This is a genomic window from Cohnella sp. GbtcB17 (assembly GCF_019091135.1).
GTDB lineage: Bacteria > Bacillota > Bacilli > Paenibacillales > Paenibacillaceae > Cohnella.
The window spans coordinates 62928-82236 of sequence record NZ_JAGXJW010000024.1 but is presented as its reverse complement, the minus strand read 5'-3'; the positions used below and the strand labels follow the sequence as shown (position 1 = coordinate 82236).

The window sequence follows — 19309 nt, the reverse complement described above, 5'->3', positions numbered from 1 at the left end:
TGTGACGGTGTGACGGCATTTTTGGAAGCGTTATCTATTCGAGGAGGGATACGATGAGGAAATTAGTATCGCTGATCGTTCTGCTGCTTCTGCTGACGGATGCGAGCGCCGCCTTCGCTGCGCCCAAGATCAATACGTTCGAGCGGCCGGCCCGAGGCAGCGCCTACACGCTGAGCCAATGGGCGCTCGACGGCTGGAACGCGCCGTGGGACAACGGCATGAGCACGCGCACATGGATCGACGGCTACAACTTCAATCACTCCGGCGGCCAGTCGCTGCGCGTCTTTTATCCGCAAGGACAGATCGATCCGCCCAATTCGGGCGCCCAGGCGCCCTTCGAGGTGACGCCGGGAAGAGAGTACTATCTATCCTACTGGGTCCGCTTCAGCAGCGACTACAGCTGGGGGACGACCGAATTCGCGGGCAAGCTCGGGCTCGGACTGGCCGGCGGCGCGGCATGCTCGGGCGGGCAGGTATGCACCGGTTACAACGGCTTCAGCTCGCGCATGATCTGGCGCAGCGGCGGTCAGGCCGCCATCTACTATTATCATATGGGCAATGCGGGACAGTACGGCGACTATGCAGTGCTGAAAAATGCTAACGGTTCCGACATCTACTATCCGAAGGGCACGTGGGTGAACATCGTCCAACGCCTGAAGGTGAACACGGTAACCAACGGCAACGCCAATCCGGACGGCGAGATCCAGATCTGGTACAACGGCGTATCGGCTGCCAACATCACGGGACTGCGGTTCGTAAGGAACGCGGATCAAGTGGACACGGCCTACTTCTCCTCGTTCTTCGGCGGCGCCACTTCCTCGTTCGCGCCCGCGAACGACTCGTACGTCTGGTACGACGACCTGAAGGTATCCACGAACCGGGCGGACATCTGCGAGCTCAGCACGGGGGGCTGCTTCACGCGCACGTTCCAGGCGGAGGACTACACGTCGATGAGCGGCGTCATGAAGGAGACGACGCCGGACACCGGCGGCGGACAGAACGTCGGCGGCATCGACAGCCAGGACTGGATCGCGTTCAGTAACGTGCAAATTCCGCGGACCGGCACCTATCTCGTGGAGTATCGGGTGGCGACGCCGAACAATAACGGCAAGATCTCGCTCGACATTAATTCCGGCGCGACCGTGCTGGGCGAGATCAACGTGCCGAATACCGGCAGCTTCGCAAGCTACCGGACCGTCTCACATGTCGTGCAGATAACGGCCGGCACCTACCAGTTCGGCCTCTATGCCGTCACGGGCGGCTTCGATATCAATTGGTGGAAGATAACGCAGCTGTATTGACCGTCTAAATAGAGCAAGAGGAGGCGGTTTTTCCCGTCTCCTCTTGTTTGACTTCACAAGCCGGCTACTCTTCTTTTCAATTCCTCCATAATAGACATGCCGGCATCGCTTTGGGAATACAGATTTTTCGTAAAACCGACGGCAAGCCCCAGCTCCGGATCGGCGAACGCAATAGAGCCGCCATATCCGCCATGCCCGAATACCTGAAGGCGGTCGCCCATGATATTCCCCTCTTGCCCGAGTCCATAGCCCATTCCTCTGGGCAACGGAACACCGTCTTTTAATCTTAACGGCGCCGTCGCGACCTTCATACGCGAATCCGGCAACAGCTGGACGCCGTCGATCCCGCCGGGAAGCAGCGCGGCATAATGCCTGGCCGCCGCGCGGGCCGACATGATGCCGTTGCTGGCCGGTACGCATGCCCGTCTGGCGGCCGGCGTATTCATCCACTCATGCAGCGGACAGATCCAGGCGGGGATGGCCTGCAGAGCATCCGCGGCTTCGGTTGGCTGAACGTAACCAGGCTCTTCGAGAACGGCCACCCGATGTTCCATTCCCTCCGGCAAGCCCACGTACATGTCCGTTATGCCGAGGGGTTCGCAAATGTCTTCCTTGAGAATCTGCGAAAACGGACGCCCGTCGATCCGCCGCGCTACCTCGCCTAATATCCAGCCATACGTGATCGCGTGATATTCCATATGCTCGCCCGGGGGCCATTGGGGAGTCAGCCTTGCGATTTCCTCGCACATCTTGTCCCAATCGCCTACATCCGCGACGGTTACCCCCGCCGGCATATGCGGAATTCCCGACGTATGGTAAAGCGCATGCCCGATTGTCGCATCCGCTTTGCCGTTAACGCCGAATTCGGGCCATATATCCGCGATTTTCGTATCGTAATTTAACAGCCCCCGCTCGGCCAGCAGGTGAATCAGGGTAGCGACGACGCCCTTCGTCGTCGAGAAAACCGGGAAAAGCGTATTTCCATCGACCGCTCTTCCGCTTGCTTGGTCGGCGATCCCGGCATAAGCGTCGACGATGAGCTCGCCCCGATAATAAACGGCAAGCTGAAGACCCCGCTCGCTTCCCTCCTCGACCTTTTGTTCCAAAAGGTCTTGCATCGCGCCTTGTATGTCTTGCATTTCCCCCACTCCTCCGGACCGGAATCATTGCCATATGCGCTTGCTGCTCCACGTTCGTCACGTCACTTGCCGGGAACCAAGGTTAGCTTATAAAACTTCTCGGCGTTCTTGCCGAATAACGCGTCGCGATTGACTGCGGTCCAACTGTCCGGAACGAAATCGACCGTCGCTTGCAAAACCGCATCGTAGGTAGACGACTCCAGGCAAACCGGCCAGTCGCTGCCGAACATGACCCGGTCCGGACCGAACGCTTCCAGCGCGTGGCGGACATAAGGCCGGGCCTCCTCCAACTCCCACTCGCGTCCGGGCTCTGCGGAAAAGCCGGATATTTTGGCAAAGACTCCTTCGTGACCGGCTAATTCGGCAAAACGCTCGCTCCAGGGCAGCCAGGCGCCGCGATCGATTTCCGGCTTGGCCAGGTGATCGACGACCGCGCGAAGCTTCGGCACGCGCTCGGCCAAGCGGATCAGGTTGGGGAGATGACGCGGACGCGCTTGGAGGTCGATCGGAAAATCGGCCTCCGAAAGCATCCGGATATTTTCCACAACCGCATCCTGCAGGATCCAGCCGTCGGGGAGATCCTGGATCATCGGGCGTATGCCGACGAATAACGGGTGCTCCAGCAACTTGACGAAGTCGCGTTCCAGCCGCGGATTCGACAGGTCAAGCCACCCTACCACACCCGCCAACGTCGACTCCGCTTCGCCCAAGCGAAGCAAATACAAGGTCTCCTCGACCGAGGGGGCGGCTTGAACGGCGATCGTCGCATCGAATTCGTATCGGGCCAATATCGGCTTAAGGTCTTCAGGGCCATAGTTCCGATACAAAACGCCTTTATCCGGCGTCAGCCACCCGTAGTCCGTCCTCTCGATCGACCAATAGTGCTGGTGAGCGTCGACTCTCATGGCGTCCTCTCCTCTACGAGAGAGTATAATCTATAATTTGTATGCACGGCCATATGCAAAATTCCACGTTAGTGCCCGTATGCGCTTATCTCCAGGGCAGAGTTAGTAACATGCCAGCTTTTAATCTTCCTCTTTAGAAATGGATATTTGTTTTTTAAAGAACTCCTTATATGTCATTGGTTTTCGGCCAATTAGGCGTTCAAGATCCCCGGACGTTTCCGAGAATTCTCCAGTGTTGACTGCTCGCACCCAACCCAATAAGAAATCATTTGTAAAAGCAGGCATGCCCATGGCTTCAAGATAATCATTTTCGCTAAGGGTCTCATAAGCGATATTTTTCTCGCTAATCTCCGAGAGGGCTTCAGCGATGTCTGCAAAAGAGCTTCCCTCGCTGCCACTTAAATTGTATGTATGATTTTCGTGCCCGTTTAGGGTGAGAACTGCTACGTTGGCGGCCGCCAAATCATCCAGAGATGCAGCGGCTACTTTACCGATACCCTCCGGGACTCGCACGCTGCCAGCTTTAAGCGCATCTCCATAAAACGAATGCAAGGTTTCAAGGTACGGTGGATTCCGCAGAATGGTATAGTCTAATCCGGATGCTCTAAGCGTTTGTTCAGTAAATAAGTCTGACATCGTTACTTCGGGCAAAATAAGATTTGAATTTTCTTTTCGAATGATCGACGTGTAGATCACCTGCTTAACCCCAGCCTGCTTTGCAGCCGCGATGACGTTGAAATGTTGTGTATTGCGGTCGGTAAATGCTACCGCGGAAATGAGCATCACTTTTTCAACACCATCAAAGGCCCGCAAAAGGGAGTTATAATCAAAATAGTCGCCCTGGTGAACTTCTACACCTTCCTTAACAAATCTTTCTATCTTTTCAGATTCCGGATCACGTACCAGTACAGCGACCTGATTGGACGGAACTTTTTGAAGAAGAAGATCTAGTGTCCTGATGCCGAGATTACCTGTTGCTCCAGTGATAAGTATTTTCCCCATTTTAGTTTCTCCTTTGAATTTTATATGTAACTGGAACCGTTACGGTTACATATTGATCTAAAAAAAAGGCCTTTGTCTTACTGTGCCTTTTTTAATAAATCATCAACAACATCTTGTATAGTGAAGCTGGCGAGAACATCTTCCATAGAAATTTCAATTTTTTTAAATATAATCGCAAGAACATTTTGAATATTAGCTCCAACAATGCACGACAGTGCTGTATCTTCATGAATCTGAAACAGGCGCCCTTCTTTCACAGCATCAACCGCCCGATATACGTCAAGCAAGGTTATCTGGTCAACTGGCTTTAAAAGCGTTGTTCCCGCATAACCTAAATTCACATTGATGAAGCCTGCTTTTTTCAACATACCGGTTATTCGACGAATGACTACCGGATTTGTGTTTACACTGCTCGCAAACAGCTCAGACGTACAAATCGTATTTTTACCGATCGCCAACATGCTCAGTATATGAATCGCTACAGAGAATCTGGTGCTGATTTTGACTTCGCTCACCCCCCTTTATGTAACTATAATAGTTACATAGCTTATTATTGTCAACATTTGAAGATGAAGAACTCTTCGATTCCGTAAGAGCCCATACACATCATCCATAGCAAAAAGACCGCCGGGAGCTGCGCCTGCTCCTTGACGGTCTTCTCTTCTCGCCCTATTTTAGAAACTTAACGCCTTGCTCCTGCATTCGCTCATGCAGTCTAGAGATTGGCACCTGGGCGAGGTCGACGCCGTCATCGATGGCACAGGCGGCCGCGATACCGGCGGCCTGACCGAGCGCGTAGCACGTCGCCTGAATGCGCATCGACGACATGGCGACGTGGGTGGCCGATATCGAACGCCCCGCGACCAGCAAGCCCTTCACGCTAATAGGTATCATGCAGCGGTACGGGATATCGTAGCCGCTTACGTGGCGTTCGTCTGTTCCTTTACGGCCGTCCGGGCTGTGTATGTCGATCTCGTAGTTCGTCTGCGCCACGACGTCCTCGAAGCGCCGGCCACCCGTCACATCGTTCTCCGTCAACGTATAGAGCCCTTCGATCTGGTTCGTCTCCCGGACGCCGACCTGACCGGGCACATGCGACAGCACATACGTCTCGAAGCCGTTGCGCTGCAAGTAGTTGGCCACGGAGAATACCTGGCGAAGGGATTCCTTTTCCGCGAAATTAATATCCTCGATCATGGCGCCGTTGCCTTTGACCCGGGTCATATTAACGAGGAGTGTGCCATTGTCGTTGCGCTCCCAATACAAATTGCGGCCTTGCGGGAGTTCATCGACCGTCTCGTAGTAGTAGCAGTCGTCCGGCAAATAGGGCTTCACCGGCTTACCGGTGTTTTGCATCATAAACATGAGCGTCATGGGCTGAGTCAGCCCGTCTTCGCTTCGTCCGGTGCGAATGGGCACGCCGGCGTCCTGAGCCACACGGGCGTCGCCGGTGCAATCGAGCACGGTCCGTCCGAGGAACGCCTTCAGCCCCTGGCGCGTATTCGCGATCACCCCGGTTACCGTGTCGCCTTCCATCGCGGCAGCGACGAAGCTCGTATGATAGTAAACCTTGATGGCTTCCCGCTCAAGCTTTGTGTTGAGATAATGCCGCAGCTCGAACGGCGAATATTGCGGCCAGATGGAGCCCTCGTGCGATTGCGGCAGGTGATCCGGCAACACCTCCGACACCATTTCCCGGTATATCCCCGTCACATTCCCGACACCCATAAAAACGCTCACATTTCCCAAAGTCCCCATGCCGCCGAGCTGTCCCGAGTGCTCGAGGAGCACAACCTTTTTGCCGCAGCGAGCACCGCTGATGGCCGCTGCCGTGCCCGCAGGCCCTCCTCCCACTACGACAATATCCGCTTCGTCGTATACTTCTACAGCACATTGCAGCGGAACGGACGAATGTATACTCACCGCCATCTCCATCCTTTCAAATGCTCGATTTGGCTTCATTATAGGAGAGGTACGGGTTTCATTATAGTTTCACTTTTGTTACATTAATGGAAAAAGCGCGTGGAGGAGAGCGGCATGCCTCGCAAAAAAGAAATAGGCCCGTCTGTCGGCAGAATGGGCCTAGTCGCGCTGTTCCCGTCAATTCATCTCGTCGTCGTTCACCTGATCCTTGGCGTTGCCGTGGAGCGTGTCGTACGTTTTGCCTTTCGCGCCGTGCTCATTGATGATCGCGATCAGCTTGACGACGATTTTGCCGCCCGGGCTCCGCCGCAGCCGGAAGATGGCGCGAAGCGTCGTGCCGCCGCCCATCGTCGCCTGATCGATATACACCTTCACCAGATTGCCCTGCATGTGGCCGTTGACGGACAGATTGTAATGGAACTGTCCTTGGGCAAACGTTATGCCTCCCGCCTGAATGTCGTGAATGGCCTGGTTGACGGCCGCCTGCGCGTTATGATCGACCGAGCCTTCCCACCCGGTCATGGACGGGCTGATGATCACTTCGATGTCGCTACCCTCTTCCTCGTCCGAGACGTCCTCCGACTTGTTCTCCAGCGAAAAGAGCAGCTTCTTCGCTTTGCCGATCTCGCCATGCAAATAAGATTTCATCCGCGCCAGCGATTCGTTCTTCGTGCCGGATCCGCCGGCCGCGTCCATCATCGCCTCCAGCTTTTTGATCTTCTCGTACAAATAATCGTAGCCTTCGCGGTAAGCGATCTTCTGAAGCAGCTCGCGCAGCCGGTTGATCAGCAGGTACAGCTCTGCCTGCGTTTCCTTGCGCTTCATCTCGGCTTCCTGCTTCAGCTTCTCTTCCGCCCTGCGCAGTTCATCTTCGATCCGCTCCTTGGCGGCTTGCTCGTCCCGCGCCTGCTTCTGCTTGTTGCCGTATTGAATCAGCGCCTCTGTCTGCGCTTTGCGGTAGCCCTTGATCATCTCGTCGTGGCTGTTCTCCCGCTCGGAACGGAACGGCTTCAGCTCCTCGGAGTAGCCGGACTCGGGAAGCTCGCCTTGCGGGGCGGACGGTTCGGGCACGCCGCCGATCGCGGTATCGTCGGATTTCGGTTCCTTCTCGTCCTGTCCGGTGGTCTGCTTCATCGGCACGACGTCCGGTACCGGCGTTCCGCTCGTTTCCGTGCCGGGTTCGAGAATCGATTCGGGCTGCGTCTCCTGCATGCCGCCGTCTTTCGGAGCCTGACCCGTTTCCGCAACGGTCGCCCCGGTTCCCTCCGAACCCTGGCCGCGCAGCTTCAGCACGAGATGAAGTCCCTCGGTGGACGGCCCCGGCTGCTTTCCATCCTCGGAGGGCGGTTCGAGCATCGTCTCGGATCCGTTGCCGTTTCGATTCATCACGCCGCCCCGTCGCCCGCCGCCTTTCCCGTCTCCCTTGCCGTTATCGTCATCCTTGCGAAAGTCGCTCATGGAATGGAAATTCTTCGGGTCGAACGGACGCAAGCCTTTGGCAGCCATCGAAGGTCCGGATTTCGATTTGGAAGCGTCCTGCTTCGGTTCGTCCGTTTTCTTGTCGGGCAGATTGGCGTAATACTGTATGCGTTTCTGCGCGAGTTCCTCCTGTTCCGCCGTGCGGTACACGTCCCTGCGCTCATAATAGTAAAACTCCGCTCCGTCCCGCGTCCTGCGCAGCCTCAGCCGGCCGCCGAGCAAGTTGTCGTTGGAGATGAGCTCGTATGTCTCGTTGGTCTGATCGTCCATATACAGGTCGGGCATCCCCTCAACTGGAACCGGCTTGCGCTGAATGACCGGACCGGATGGATTCGCATTCCCCGACACGAGGCCCCGCACCGCCTGATTGCCGATCGCCCGCTGCAGTTGCAGCAGCTTCCCTGGCGAGGAAGGCGCGGACGGTGAAGGCGCATAAGACGAACCTCCGGCCGAAAAAGATTGTCGTAAGGGTCCCCCCGTTTCATCGATATGCGCCGTTTGGGCGGAATGACGGCTTCCCGTGAACTGCTCGTGCGTCTTGTCCTGCCCGGAGCGAGTGAACCTCATTACGCGTCCCCCTTATGGGCTGAGAGCCGACCGGAACGTAGATGACTGGATTCTGTAAGTACGGCGCAGCGGCCAGCCGAATCTTGTTGCCTGTTCGATCGGTTCGATTATAGCATGGACGGTCCTACCAATGGATAAGGCTTCCGAACCAGATGATGATTTCCATTTCCGCTCGATACGAACGAATTGTACGGAAGACGGGAAAATTCCGCTTCCTGCAGTTTGCCGACGACGCCATTCAGGGAGCGATCGACTTGAAAGATCCGCGTCGCGTCGTGCTCGAATATCCGAGGGCGATCATGCATCTGATGGAAGCATTTGTATATAGTAGAGTTCATGTTGTAGTCTCCTTGGTTTTGTTTTCGGATCCGTTCGCTCCCTTCGTGTCCTTATTGAACTATCGTTCTCCGATAGCTTAACTGAAGGTTGATAATTAATTATTACGTAAGAATAGTCGATTCTCGCGGAACTGTTGTCTCTATAAATTCCTCTTTTAGCTTGTCTAAATTGTGCAGGTAAGAGTGTTTGATTAAAATGTTCGTTAAAATCAAGAAGGATTTGTAAGTCAATTTTGTATGTCTTCCTACGATAAATCATGGATTCATCATCTCCACAAATACTCATTATCATTACGCTTCTATCATAAAATAAGCTTACAAATAAATCCATTTCTTTCGTTAAACTGACCGTTGGGAGATTAACAGCCCACTGGATCTACTGGCAGGCTGCATAATTGAAGTGTCGGTTTCCATTTATTAAAAATGCCGCCGGCAGCCCGAATACGGGCGCCAGCGGCATTTTTTTACGGCGAGCTTATGGAAGCGTCTTGACCTTCATGAGCTCGATTATACGTACGACGACCGTTGCCGCTTCGGCGCGGGTCACGGTTCCGTCCGGCTCGAAGCGTCCGCCGGCGCGGCCTTTCATGAGGCCCGCCGCCTGGACCGCGCGCACGGCGCCGGACGCCCAGGACGGGATGCGCGCGTCGTCGGCAAAGGCGGATGCGGTATCCGCGGCGGGATCCCTGCCCAGCGCGGCTGCGAGCATGACCGCAAGCTGCGCGCGGGTGAGCCCGGCGTTTGGCCGGAGCGTGCGATCGTCGTAGCCGTGCAGGATGCCGGCTTTGACCGCCTGCGCGACGGCCTCCGCCGCCCAGTCGCCGAGCTGGTCGCGGTCGGCGAAGCCCGGCACGGCGCCGGCCTGCCCTTCGGGCTGCAGCGCGTTCATCAGCATGACGCTGAACTCCGCGCGGGTGACGCTTTGGTTCGGCTTGAAGGTGCCGTCCTCATAGCCCTTCACGATACCTGCCTTCACTGCGGCCTGAATGCCGCCCTCTGCCCAGTGCCCCTGCGTATCGGTGAACACCGCATCCGGGGACGCGTTCACGGCGAGCACGGCGAACTTGGTCAGGTGATCGGAAAACACCTCGACGGCACTGCCGTCGACCGTGCCGCCCATCTCGACCCACCGCTGCTGCGATTCGTCGTAATAATGAATGGACGGCTTCCGCCCTTCGCCGATCTTGGCGGAATCGAACGTCAACCGGATCTTGATCGGCACGCCGAACTTGCCCGGCTCGCTCTTTGTGATCTCGTAGATCGGGCTCGCCGTGCGATCGCCTGCCTTCAGAAGCTGCGCAACGACGGCCGCGTCTTCCAGCTTGGCGATCTTGTAGGTCGCAGAATGATTCAACGCGCCTGCCCGTATCGTTACGGTAACTTCCTGGCCAAGCGACAGCGAGGCGGACTCGCCGGCCTGCACCTGCCGCTCCGCCTGCTTGGCCGGCGTCGGCGTCGGCGGTGACACATAAACCGGCGTCGGCGTCGGTGTCGGTGTCGGTGTCGGTGTTGGTGTCGGCGTCGTAGTCGGGGTAGGGGATGGCGAAGTCGATGGCTTAGGCTCTTCTTCCGCCTGCACGCTCGCCATGACGAAGCCGTTGTCCGACTTGAAGGCGATCTCTTCGCCGTTCCAGCGGACCTTGGTCGCGCCCGGCGCATACACGACGGCCGTCAGGCTGTCGAACGCGCCGTCATCGCCGGCAGCAAGATCCAGCACGCCGTCTGCGAAGCTCGCCTCCGGCCTCACCTGAGCCGCACTCCCTTGTTTCCCGTCGACAAAGTAATATTGCAGCTCGCCGGCCGTCTCCGCACCAGCATTATAATAGAAGACTTGCTCGCGCCCGTCCTTAAGCTTCACTTGGACCCGCCCGTCCTCCGTCCTCCCGACGGAGGCGATCGCGCTCTCGCCGGCGTACGGCTCCAGCACGCTGACGAACTGCGCGCTCTTCGCCTGCACGCGGTTCACGAGCGTCGGCGTGTAGACGTCGGTCGCGTTGCCCGGTCCCGGCGCTTCGCCCACGATCATCTGCGTCGGCGCATCCGGCGCGGCGGTCAGACTGAACAGCTTCAGCCCGTTGCCGGACGGCAGCTTCCAGGCGCCTTCCCATTCGCCGGCTATGTCCTGCGACTTGCCGTTCCGGAAGAAGGCGTAAGCGTCCTTCGTGCCGAGCGGACCCGCATACGGCGTCATCGCCCGGTCCGTCTTGAACTCGCCCATGCCGTGCATCACCCAATCGTACTGGCGCTCCGTGCCGGAGGCGACATTGAACAGATCGATCAGATAGTCCTTTGTCACCGCGACGGTGCGCTCGTACCGGTCCATGCCCGCATACGCCCGGCTGGAGGTGTTGGTCATAATGCCGAGCGGACCCGACTGCAGGAACAGCTTCGTCGGCTCGTACGTTTCCGCGTCGTTCGCGGTCGGGATCTGCTGCGTATCTCCGTCGACCAGCACCGTGTTGTGCGCGAACGATTTTTTATAGTAGGACTCGTACATCGAATTGCTGTACGGCGGAATGCCGAGATCCGGCGCGAGACGCTCGCCCTGGCCGAAAATCTCGAGATGCAGCTTGTCCGGGTGGCCGTGATAGCCGCCGTGCAGGCCGTAATCGACAAGCGCGTACAGCTGATTCGCGCCTTCCCCGGCGCGTAGCACCGAATGGCCGAGTCCGGTGAAGTTCATGCTCTCCGCGGACAGCGAGCCTCCGCTCGGGATCGTCTCGGCGCCATAGAAGACCGCCTGCTCGCCCGCGATGCCCGAGGACGTATTGCCCGGCACGACGAACCCGCCTCTGACGCGCCCGTTGTCCGCATACAGGTTGTTCAGCAGCGCGCCATAGGCCGGATCGTCATAATGCGCGTACACGGCCTCGTAATCCATCGGCACGACGCGTCCCGTCGCCGCCAGACTCGTCGGATATTTGCCGGAATCGTTGCCGTTGATGATGCCGAGGTCGGGGAATGCGTATTGCAGCGTCGCGTCGTACATTTTCTTGAAGTTCGGGTTGGCGAACAGATCGTAGCCCATGCCGAGCAAAGCCTGCGCGTGGTCGAACAGCGCGGACTGCGCGTAGAAGTGGTATCCGATCGCGCCTTCGTACCAGAAGCCGTCGGACAGCACGCTGTTGTTCATCTGGAAATTGAAACCGCTGCGGCCCTCTACGGAGAAGTCCATCAGCGTCTTGTCCTCCAGAATCGCTCCGATCGTGCCGATCGCCGTGTTGTGCCACGTCTGCCAGTTGGATTTACCGACATCGTAGCCCTGCAGCGTCTTCGCCGACGGCGCGAACAGGTTCTGCTCGATGTCGTACTTCTCCGCGTCGGTCAGCAGGCCGCTCGGCTCGATCAGATCGTACGCATGTGCCAGCTCGATGATCTGGACAGCCTCGTCGAGCGACTGATAATAGATTCTGCCGTTAAGCGGCTGCAGCGGATAGCTCGGATACAGCGCCGCATAGTGCGTCAGAATCTCCTTTGCCTTCGCCGCATACTTCGTCTCGCCGGTCAGCGCGTAGACGAGCGCAAGATTGCGCGCGGCCTCGATGTTGACCGTATGGGCGGTGAACCGCCATGCCGCGTCCAGATCGTCGCCCGTATGCCAGCTTCCGTCGGTCGGACATCTATGCTCGTGCGGTTTGTCGTAGTCGAAGACGAGCGGCGTATCGCCGCACACGTAAAGCGTGCTCTCGCCGCCGGGCTTGGACGGGTAATACACCGTTTTATCGACCCATTCGTCCGCCTTGAGCCGGATCGCTGCCAGATAATCCGCCGCCCAGCCGTACTTCTGAATCTTGGCCTTCGCCTCGGCGAGCTGATCCCCGGAGAGCATCACATAAGGATGCTGCTTGGTCGCCACTCTCGGCGAGCCTACTTTCAGATTCAGTTCGATCGTCGTATCCTTGCCGCCCGCGAGCGGATGTACGTTCAGGATCGCCTTCGTCGCGCTGCCCGCCGCTGCCGTAGCCGGAACGGTCGCCAGCACGTCGACGTCCGTCTCGGCGCCGTTCGCCACGACGGCGGTCGTCGCCGGGAACGTCGTCCCGTAGCCCGTCCCCATCGGCGTCTTCAGCGACAACGCATAGGCCGTATCGGCGCCGCCGATGTTTTTCAGCGAAAAGGCATAGTGAACCTCGCTGCCCGGCAGCGCGCTTTTGTCGATCTGCCGGATCGACGGCTCGACCGCGTTTTTGGCGAGCGCCATCGCGTCGAAGTACAGCTTGTCGTCCGGACTCGACACCGGGTCGGAGTCGTACCAGCGCGGATGTAGAATGACCTTCCGGATATTCTCAAGCTTCGCCCCGCCGTTGGAGTTCAGGAATTTGCCCAACGGCAGCTCGATCTTTTTCCAGCCCTGCCAGTCAACGAAAAAGGAGCTCATGAAATATTCGTTGCCCGGATTCGCGTCGTCCGGCGTGCTGATGATGACGTATACCTTCTTGTTGGACACGCGGTCCGAATACAGCCAAAATTCCAGCTGGTCGTTCGACTTCCACGGCGCGTTCGTCACATCCGTAATATCGATCGGCACGGTCGGGTCCGACCAGCGTCCGGCGTAATTCCCCAATACGGCAGGAGCGGTCGACGGCGTCGTGTTCGTCCAGCCCGCGAACGTCTCCGTGTTGCCGATCTGCAGGCTCGAGCTGCTCGACAAGTCGATGTTGTAGGCAAAGCTGGTCTCCTCGCTGACCTTACCTTCGAACTCCGCCTTGGTCGCGATCGTCAGCGAACGGTCGACGAGCAGCGGCGCCGTATATGGCTTGTACGTCTCGTCTTCGCCCTCGATCTTGTAATAGATCGCCGCGCCTTCAGTCGCCGAGCTCAGCGAGACCGTCTTGCTCTCGGCATAGGTGCCGGCACCCGGGCTTGCCGTCACGTTTTCCACGAAGTCTCGGTAGACGAACGTATAGTTATAGGTCGACTCCGCACTGTCCGTCCCGGCGAGGGACGACTTGACGACCAGCGTCGTATCCGCGGTCAGCACAAGCGGCGAAGAATAACGCTGAAAATCGCCGTCCACGCCGACCCGCTTATAGTACACGCCCGCTAGCACCGACGGCTTCGTCGCGCTCGACAGCGTCACCGTCGTCTTGTTGACGTATTCGCCCGACGGCTTGTCCGCGACGGCCGGATACACTTCGCCGGTCCCCGTCAGGCGGAAGTCGTCGAGGAACATGCTTAAGCCGGGATCGAGCGTCGTGCCGCCGACGCCGGCCTGGTCGAGCCTGACGTAGTCGAGCGGTCCCCACGCTTTGACGCTCGCCGAGCTCGTCTGCGTCTTGACGACGGACAACGGGATCTCGACTTCCTTCCAGCCCGTCCAATCGAGCGGCAGCCGGTAGTAGTAATACTCGCTGTCGCCCTTCATGAAAAAACGCAGCTGAATCGGTTTGTCCGCCTGGTCTCCCGTCCGGGCCTTCACATTGTAGGCCCAGAACTTCAGCGTGCTATAGCCGTTCAGATCGATGCCCGGCGCGGCCTTGGGATAGATCAGCGCCGCGCCCGCGATATAGGTCGTCGGATTCGCAGCATCGACGTTGATCGCGAGCAGCCACTTCTTCGAGCCGGCTCCTTCCTTGATATAAGCCGGATCGGCGTTCGGGACGAGCGCGACGCCAGCGGTGCCGACCGTGTCGCCCGCTGCGTTTGTCGTCGAATCCATGGCGTTCAGCTGCTGCGAATAGGGGACGACCAAGGGCGAGTCGCCCTCGCCTGCCGCCTCCGCCGCGTTCGGCGGCAGCGCGGCGAGCGCGTTTGAGACGAGCAGGAGCGCGGCCATCGCGGCCGCCAGCTTCTTTTTCAACTTGAGAAGAGTCATGCAGAACCTTCCTTTCGCGCCTATGGGTATGGCAAAGCCCCGCCGATTCGACCAACGGGGCTTGCGATCGTTCCATTTCGTACTTGTTCCGCTTCTGTCTGTTCGCTCGTTTACTTTACGGCCGCCTTCGCGCGCTCGTCCGCTTTTTTGTAAATCTCCAAAATCTCTTCGTATCCGAGCTTCTTCTGCTCTTCGACGAACTTATCCCACGTATCGAAGCTGCGCGTGCCCATGATGAACTTCGCGAAGTTCTCGTCGCGGTGGCTGTTAAGCGAATCGCCCTTTGTGCTCAGCACCTGCTGCTCCTCCGGCGTGAACGGAGGCGTCGACGTCTTGGCGTTGTCGTACTGCGGCGCTTGCTCGTACGCGGACTTCAGCTCCGGCGAGGAGACCGAGATGTGGGCGTCGAAGTCGAACCAGGTGTACGTGCCGTCGGTCGACAGACCCGTCTTCTTGCGCAGGTCCGAGATGTCCGTGTACTTCTCGATGAAGCTGTCGCCGCTGACGGTGTCGCCTTCCTTGCCCCAGCTCACCAGCTTGTGCCCTTCGTCGGAGTAGAAGAAATCGATGAACTTGACGATGTCCTTGATCTTCTTGGATTTGGAGGAGATCATGAAGCCTTCTTCCGTGACAGCCGTGAACGCGTTCTTCTGCAGACCGGTCGGACCCGCCGGCGGCGCCATGAAGTTCATGGAGAAGTCCGGATTGTCCTTGCGCAGCGCGCTGTTGTAGAAGTCGATCCGCCCGATGTAGTCGAGCGTGACGAACGCGCGGTTCGTGGACACGATGTCCTGCCACATTTTCGTATCGATCGTGAGGAAGTCTTTCGGAATAAGTCCGTCTTTATAAAACTTGTTGAAGTAGACGAGCATGTCCTTGTACGCAGGCTGAATCGGCGCATACTTCCATTCGCCGTTTGTTCCGTCCAGATAAGCGCTTGCCCGCTGCGCGTCGACCGGCGCCGACACGCCGAAGCCCGCCGCGAAGTCCTCGAAGTATCGCAGTCCGTTGCGAACCGTAAGCGGGTAGCTGTCCGGGTATTCCGCCTTCAGCTTCTTCAGCGTCTCGTACAGCTCGTCCCACGTCTTCGGCGTCGACAGATTCAGCTTCTTGAAGATGTCCTCGCGGTACATCCACGTGCGGCGATTCGACTCCCCGAGCCCCTGGTTCGGGAATTCATACATCTTGCCGTCAGAGGACAGCATGTTCTGCGTCTCTGCCGGATACTTCTCCATCCAGGCTTTGAAGTTCGGCATGTCGTCCACATAGTCGAGAATGTTGACGAGCGCGCCCTGCTGGCCGAACTTGTCGGCGAGGCGCTTCTCCTGCGTCCACATGATGTCGGGCATGTCGCCGCCGGCAATGGCCAGGCTGATCGCGTCCTCGAGCAGATTGCCCGCGGGCAGCTGGATGTCCAGCGTGACGCCCGTCTTCTCCTTAATATAAGACCAGATCTTCCAGTTCGCGTCGTACGGCCAGCTCGGGTTGCTGTAATTCAGGAACGTGAACGTTTGCGGCGTGAGCTCCGTAGGCGCGGCGGACGCGCTTGCGCCGGCGCTTGCGGAAGTCGTGGCCGAGGCGGACGGCGACGGACTCGCACCTTCGTTGTTGTTTTTCGAGCACGCGCCGAGTACGACGCTCGCGCCCATGACCGCGGACAATACGACTGCTGTCTTTTTGTTCATTGTTGCCCCTCGCTTTCTGTTTTCCGAACGAATTTTTCCCATGTCTGTATGTTAACCTTTGACCGACCCGATGAGCGCTCCCTTGGCGAAATACTTCTGGAGGAACGGGTAGACCAAAAGGATGGGAACCGTGGTCACGATAATGGTGGCGTACTTGAGCGCCTCGTCGACGATCATGCTGTCGCCGCCGATGTTGCCCGCGCCATTGGCGCCGCCCGATCCTTGAAGCACCATGTTGCGAACGATGACCTGCAGCGGGAACAGGTCGGCGTCGCGCAGATAGAGCAGCGCGGAGAAGAAGTTGTTCCAGATGGCGACGCCGTAGAAGAGGCCGATCGTCGCGAGTATCGCTTTGGACAGCGGAAGCACGAGCCGAAAAAAGATGCCGATGTCGGTCAAGCCGTCGATCTTGCCGGACTCCTCCACCTCCTGGGGCATGCCGGTGAAAAACGTGCGCATGACGATCAGGTTCCACGTACTGACGGCGCCGGGCAGCACCATCGCCCAGATGGTGTCGATCAGATGATAGCTTTTGACGACGAGAAAGGTCGGGATCATGCCGCCGCTGAAGAAAAGCGTGATGACGACCATAACCATGAAGCCATTGCGGAACAGCATGTCCCGCTTGGAAAGGGAGTAAGCCCCCGCCGCGCTGACGATCAGCGAGATGGCCGTGCCGATCGCCGTATAGATGACCGTATTGACGTAGGCGCGTCCGATCTCCGGATTGTCGAAGACGGCCGTGTACGTGTTCAGGTTGAATTCCTTCGGCCAGAAGAACACTTCGCCCTTCAGCACAGGCACGGTACCGCTGAGCGAGACCGCGATCATATAGATGAAGGGATACAGCGCGGACGCGGCGACGGCGAATAGAACAACATACAATATCACATCGAACAGACCGAATTTAGGCTTCATTGCGCGTTCGCTCCTTTCCTCACCATAGGCTCGTCTCGCTCGTCTTGCGGCTGATCCAGTTCGCCGTGAGGATGAAGAGCAGGTTGACCACGCTCGTGAACAGGTCGATCGCGGTGCCGTAGCTGTAGTTCATCGCCTGGATCCCCGTTCGGAACACGTACGTGCTGAGCACGTCCGCCGTCGAATAGATCGACGGATTGAGCATGAGCAGCACCTTTTCGAAGCCGATGTCGAGGACGTGACCGATGTTCAGAATGAACAGGATGACGATCGCGGGCATGATGCCGGGTACTGTGATGTGGCGAAGCTGATGCCAACGGCTGGCGCCGTCCACGGTCGCCGCCTCGTATAGCTGCGGATCGATGGCGCTTAGCGCCGCGAGATAGATGATCGTCTCCCAGCCGATATGCTGCCAGATCTCCGACAAGATGTAGAGCGTGCGGAAATAGTTTTCGTTTTGCATGAAGTTGACCGAGCTGTAGCCCATCCATTCGATCACGTGGTTGACGAGGCCGCTGGTCGGAGACAGGAAGAGGAACATCATGCTCACGACGACGACGTTCGAGATGAAGTGGGGCAAGTAGCTGATCGACTGCACGAGCCGCTTGACGACGCCCTTCCTGACTTCGTTAAGCAGCAGCGCCAGAATGATCGGAGCCGGGAAGCCGAATACGACCTTGTAAACGCCGAGCAGGACGGTGTTCTTCAGCAGCTTGGGGAAGTCCGGACTGTGAAAAAACATCGAATAATACTTGAGTCCCACCCAGTCGCTCGCCCATATGCCCTTGAACGGATTGTAATCCTTGAACGAGATGAGGATGCCGAACATCGGCACGTACTTGAACAAAATGTAGTACACGAGTGCCGGCAAAAAGAGCAGCAGCAGGTACTTGCTTCTGTTCAGTCTCAATCGGAATAATGCCACTTGCGACCCTCCAGTCTGAAGCGATGTGTCTATGCCGCTTAGCTTAATGAATGCTGTGTCGGCGGCGCAATGATGCGATCTGCGGAAACCTCGCATTTTTTCGGTTTTTGTTGCATTAGAGAAGCTTATTAGCGGTTTTTTAACGTTCGACCGGCGTTTCCGCCCCTCGTTCATGCGAGCGGTACAGACTCTCTACGACCGCGACGACGCTTCGGGAGTAAGCCATCGAGCATTCGGGCTCGCGGTTCTCCCGAATCGCGCCGAGCAGATCCTCGAACTGGCGGACGAACGGATCCGGCTGCCGCGGCACGTCGACCTGCTCGTAATCGCCGCCCTGGCTGATCCAGAGCCCCCTGCCCGTCAGCAGCTTCATGCTGCCGCCGGTGAACCGGAACTCCGTCTCGTCGACAACGGCGCCCGGGTAGCCCGATTGCGACAGCGTCGCGGGAATGCCCGATTCGGTCACGAGAAAAGCCGAGCCGCCGCCTTCGATATCCCCTCTCATGTCCGCATAAAGAACGCTTGACGTCACTCTGGCGATCCGCTCGCCGGTCATCCACTGAATTTTGTCGATCGAATGCGAGCCAAGATTCGTCAAAATGCCGCCTCCCGCCTTCGCCTTTTCGAAAAACCATGCCGGCCTCGTTGGCGTGTCGTACCGTTGGTGGCGCCTGTCGTCGATCATCGTCAGTCGCCCGAGCCGGCCGCCGTCGATCCAGGCTTTGGCCGCGAGATTGGCCGCATCGTAATGCTGCGTGTGCCCGACCATCAGCCTCACCCCGCCCGCTTGCACGGCGTGGACGATCTCGTCGCATTCGCTCACGCTCATCGCCATCGGCTTCTCGAGCATGACATGGCACCCGAGGGAGGCGGCCAGGCACGCGGCTTCCTTATGCAAATAATGGGGCAGGGTGACGACCGCGATATCCGGCCGTTCTTTGTCGAGCATCTCTTTGTAATCCGCATAGGACGGGATGCCGTGCTCCGCCGCCAGGGCGTCCGCCCGATCCCGGGCAATGTCCGCGATCGCGCAGGGCGCGAGCGCATCCATACTGCGCAGCGCCTTCAGATGCGAGCCTGCGATGATGCCGGCTCCGATCACGGCCACGCGATATTCCATTTTGTAAGACCGCCTCCTCCGTTCGAATGCGGTCATCATACCAAGCGCGGCGGCGGGCCCGCCATCAGGGGATTTTACGGTTCTTGTCGAATCTTAAAAAGTGAGGGGAATTCGCGGGCAATCGTTAAAAAGGATAAGTTTCCGAAGCGAAGAGTATTGAGCGTACAGCTGACACGGGGCTATACTCAATTT

At 58.0% G+C, this 19309-nt stretch carries 12 protein-coding genes; 1 reads left to right on the top strand and 11 read right to left on the bottom strand.

The annotated features are described in order from the left end of the window. The first annotated feature begins 53 nt into the window (after positions 1–53). Positions 54–1301, top strand: coding sequence for a carbohydrate-binding protein (locus KVT38_RS15025; protein WP_217594542.1), 1248 nt, complete (start codon positions 54–56; stop codon positions 1299–1301). 53 nt (positions 1302–1354) lie between these two features. On the opposite strand, the gene KVT38_RS15020 is transcribed toward KVT38_RS15025, so the two are convergent. From KVT38_RS15020 to KVT38_RS14970, 11 genes are all read right to left on the bottom strand, one after another. Continuing rightward, a complete protein-coding gene (locus KVT38_RS15020) occupies positions 1355–2440 on the bottom strand; it encodes a serine hydrolase domain-containing protein (protein ID WP_217594541.1) in 1086 nt (361 codons plus the stop codon). Positions 2441–2502: 62 nt separating this feature from the next. Beyond that, positions 2503–3345: an amidohydrolase family protein gene (locus KVT38_RS15015; RefSeq protein WP_217594540.1), complete on the bottom strand. Its 843-nt coding sequence runs from the start codon at positions 3343–3345 to the stop codon at positions 2503–2505. A gap of 120 nt (positions 3346–3465) precedes the next feature. Further along, positions 3466–4347 carry an SDR family oxidoreductase gene (locus KVT38_RS15010; RefSeq protein WP_217594539.1) on the bottom strand — a complete coding sequence of 294 codons (882 nt, stop codon included), beginning with the start codon at positions 4345–4347 and terminating at the stop codon, positions 3466–3468. 77 nt (positions 4348–4424) lie between these two features. Beyond that, positions 4425–4808, bottom strand: coding sequence for an Rrf2 family transcriptional regulator (locus KVT38_RS15005; RefSeq protein ID WP_217594570.1), 384 nt, complete (start codon positions 4806–4808; stop codon positions 4425–4427). A 208-nt stretch (positions 4809–5016) separates the two neighbouring features. Next, complete coding sequence (locus KVT38_RS15000; RefSeq protein WP_368859102.1) at positions 5017–6270, bottom strand: FAD-dependent oxidoreductase; 1254 nt, start codon at positions 6268–6270, stop codon at positions 5017–5019. Between the two features lie 177 nt (positions 6271–6447). After that, positions 6448–8316 (bottom strand): hypothetical protein, encoded by a 1869-nt coding sequence (locus tag KVT38_RS14995; RefSeq protein ID WP_217594537.1) that lies wholly within the window; start codon positions 8314–8316, stop codon positions 6448–6450. A gap of 813 nt (positions 8317–9129) precedes the next feature. Then, a complete protein-coding gene (locus KVT38_RS14990) occupies positions 9130–14469 on the bottom strand; it encodes an S-layer homology domain-containing protein (RefSeq protein ID WP_217594536.1) in 5340 nt (1779 codons plus the stop codon). 110 nt (positions 14470–14579) lie between these two features. After that, positions 14580–16154, bottom strand: coding sequence for an extracellular solute-binding protein (locus KVT38_RS14985; protein ID WP_217594535.1), 1575 nt, complete (start codon positions 16152–16154; stop codon positions 14580–14582). Between the two features lie 51 nt (positions 16155–16205). Further along, the gene (locus tag KVT38_RS14980; protein ID WP_217594534.1) at positions 16206–17072 is read right to left on the bottom strand and encodes a carbohydrate ABC transporter permease; all 867 of its coding nucleotides are present in this window, start codon (positions 17070–17072) and stop codon (positions 16206–16208) included. Positions 17073–17091: 19 nt separating this feature from the next. Further along, positions 17092–17997 (bottom strand): ABC transporter permease, encoded by a 906-nt coding sequence (locus tag KVT38_RS14975; RefSeq protein WP_368859101.1) that lies wholly within the window; start codon positions 17995–17997, stop codon positions 17092–17094. Between the two features lie 139 nt (positions 17998–18136). Beyond that, complete coding sequence (locus tag KVT38_RS14970) at positions 18137–19117, bottom strand: Gfo/Idh/MocA family protein (RefSeq protein ID WP_217594532.1); 981 nt, start codon at positions 19115–19117, stop codon at positions 18137–18139. Positions 19118–19309 lie beyond the last annotated feature (192 nt).

Coding starts and splice junctions, on each gene's coding strand:
- KVT38_RS14970 (WP_217594532.1), bottom strand. CDS start 19,117: ATGGAATATCGCGTGGCCGTGATCGGAGCCGGCATCATCGCAGGCTCG.
- KVT38_RS14980 (WP_217594534.1), bottom strand. CDS start 17,072: ATGAAGCCTAAATTCGGTCTGTTCGATGTGATATTGTATGTTGTTCTA.
- KVT38_RS15025 (WP_217594542.1), top strand. CDS start 54: ATGAGGAAATTAGTATCGCTGATCGTTCTGCTGCTTCTGCTGACGGAT.
- KVT38_RS14985 (WP_217594535.1), bottom strand. CDS start 16,154: ATGAACAAAAAGACAGCAGTCGTATTGTCCGCGGTCATGGGCGCGAGC.
- KVT38_RS14995 (WP_217594537.1), bottom strand. CDS start 8,316: ATGAGGTTCACTCGCTCCGGGCAGGACAAGACGCACGAGCAGTTCACG.
- KVT38_RS14990 (WP_217594536.1), bottom strand. CDS start 14,469: ATGACTCTTCTCAAGTTGAAAAAGAAGCTGGCGGCCGCGATGGCCGCG.
- KVT38_RS15010 (WP_217594539.1), bottom strand. CDS start 4,347: ATGGGGAAAATACTTATCACTGGAGCAACAGGTAATCTCGGCATCAGG.
- KVT38_RS15020 (WP_217594541.1), bottom strand. CDS start 2,440: ATGCAAGACATACAAGGCGCGATGCAAGACCTTTTGGAACAAAAGGTC.
- KVT38_RS15015 (WP_217594540.1), bottom strand. CDS start 3,345: ATGAGAGTCGACGCTCACCAGCACTATTGGTCGATCGAGAGGACGGAC.
- KVT38_RS15005 (WP_217594570.1), bottom strand. CDS start 4,808: ATGTTGGCGATCGGTAAAAATACGATTTGTACGTCTGAGCTGTTTGCG.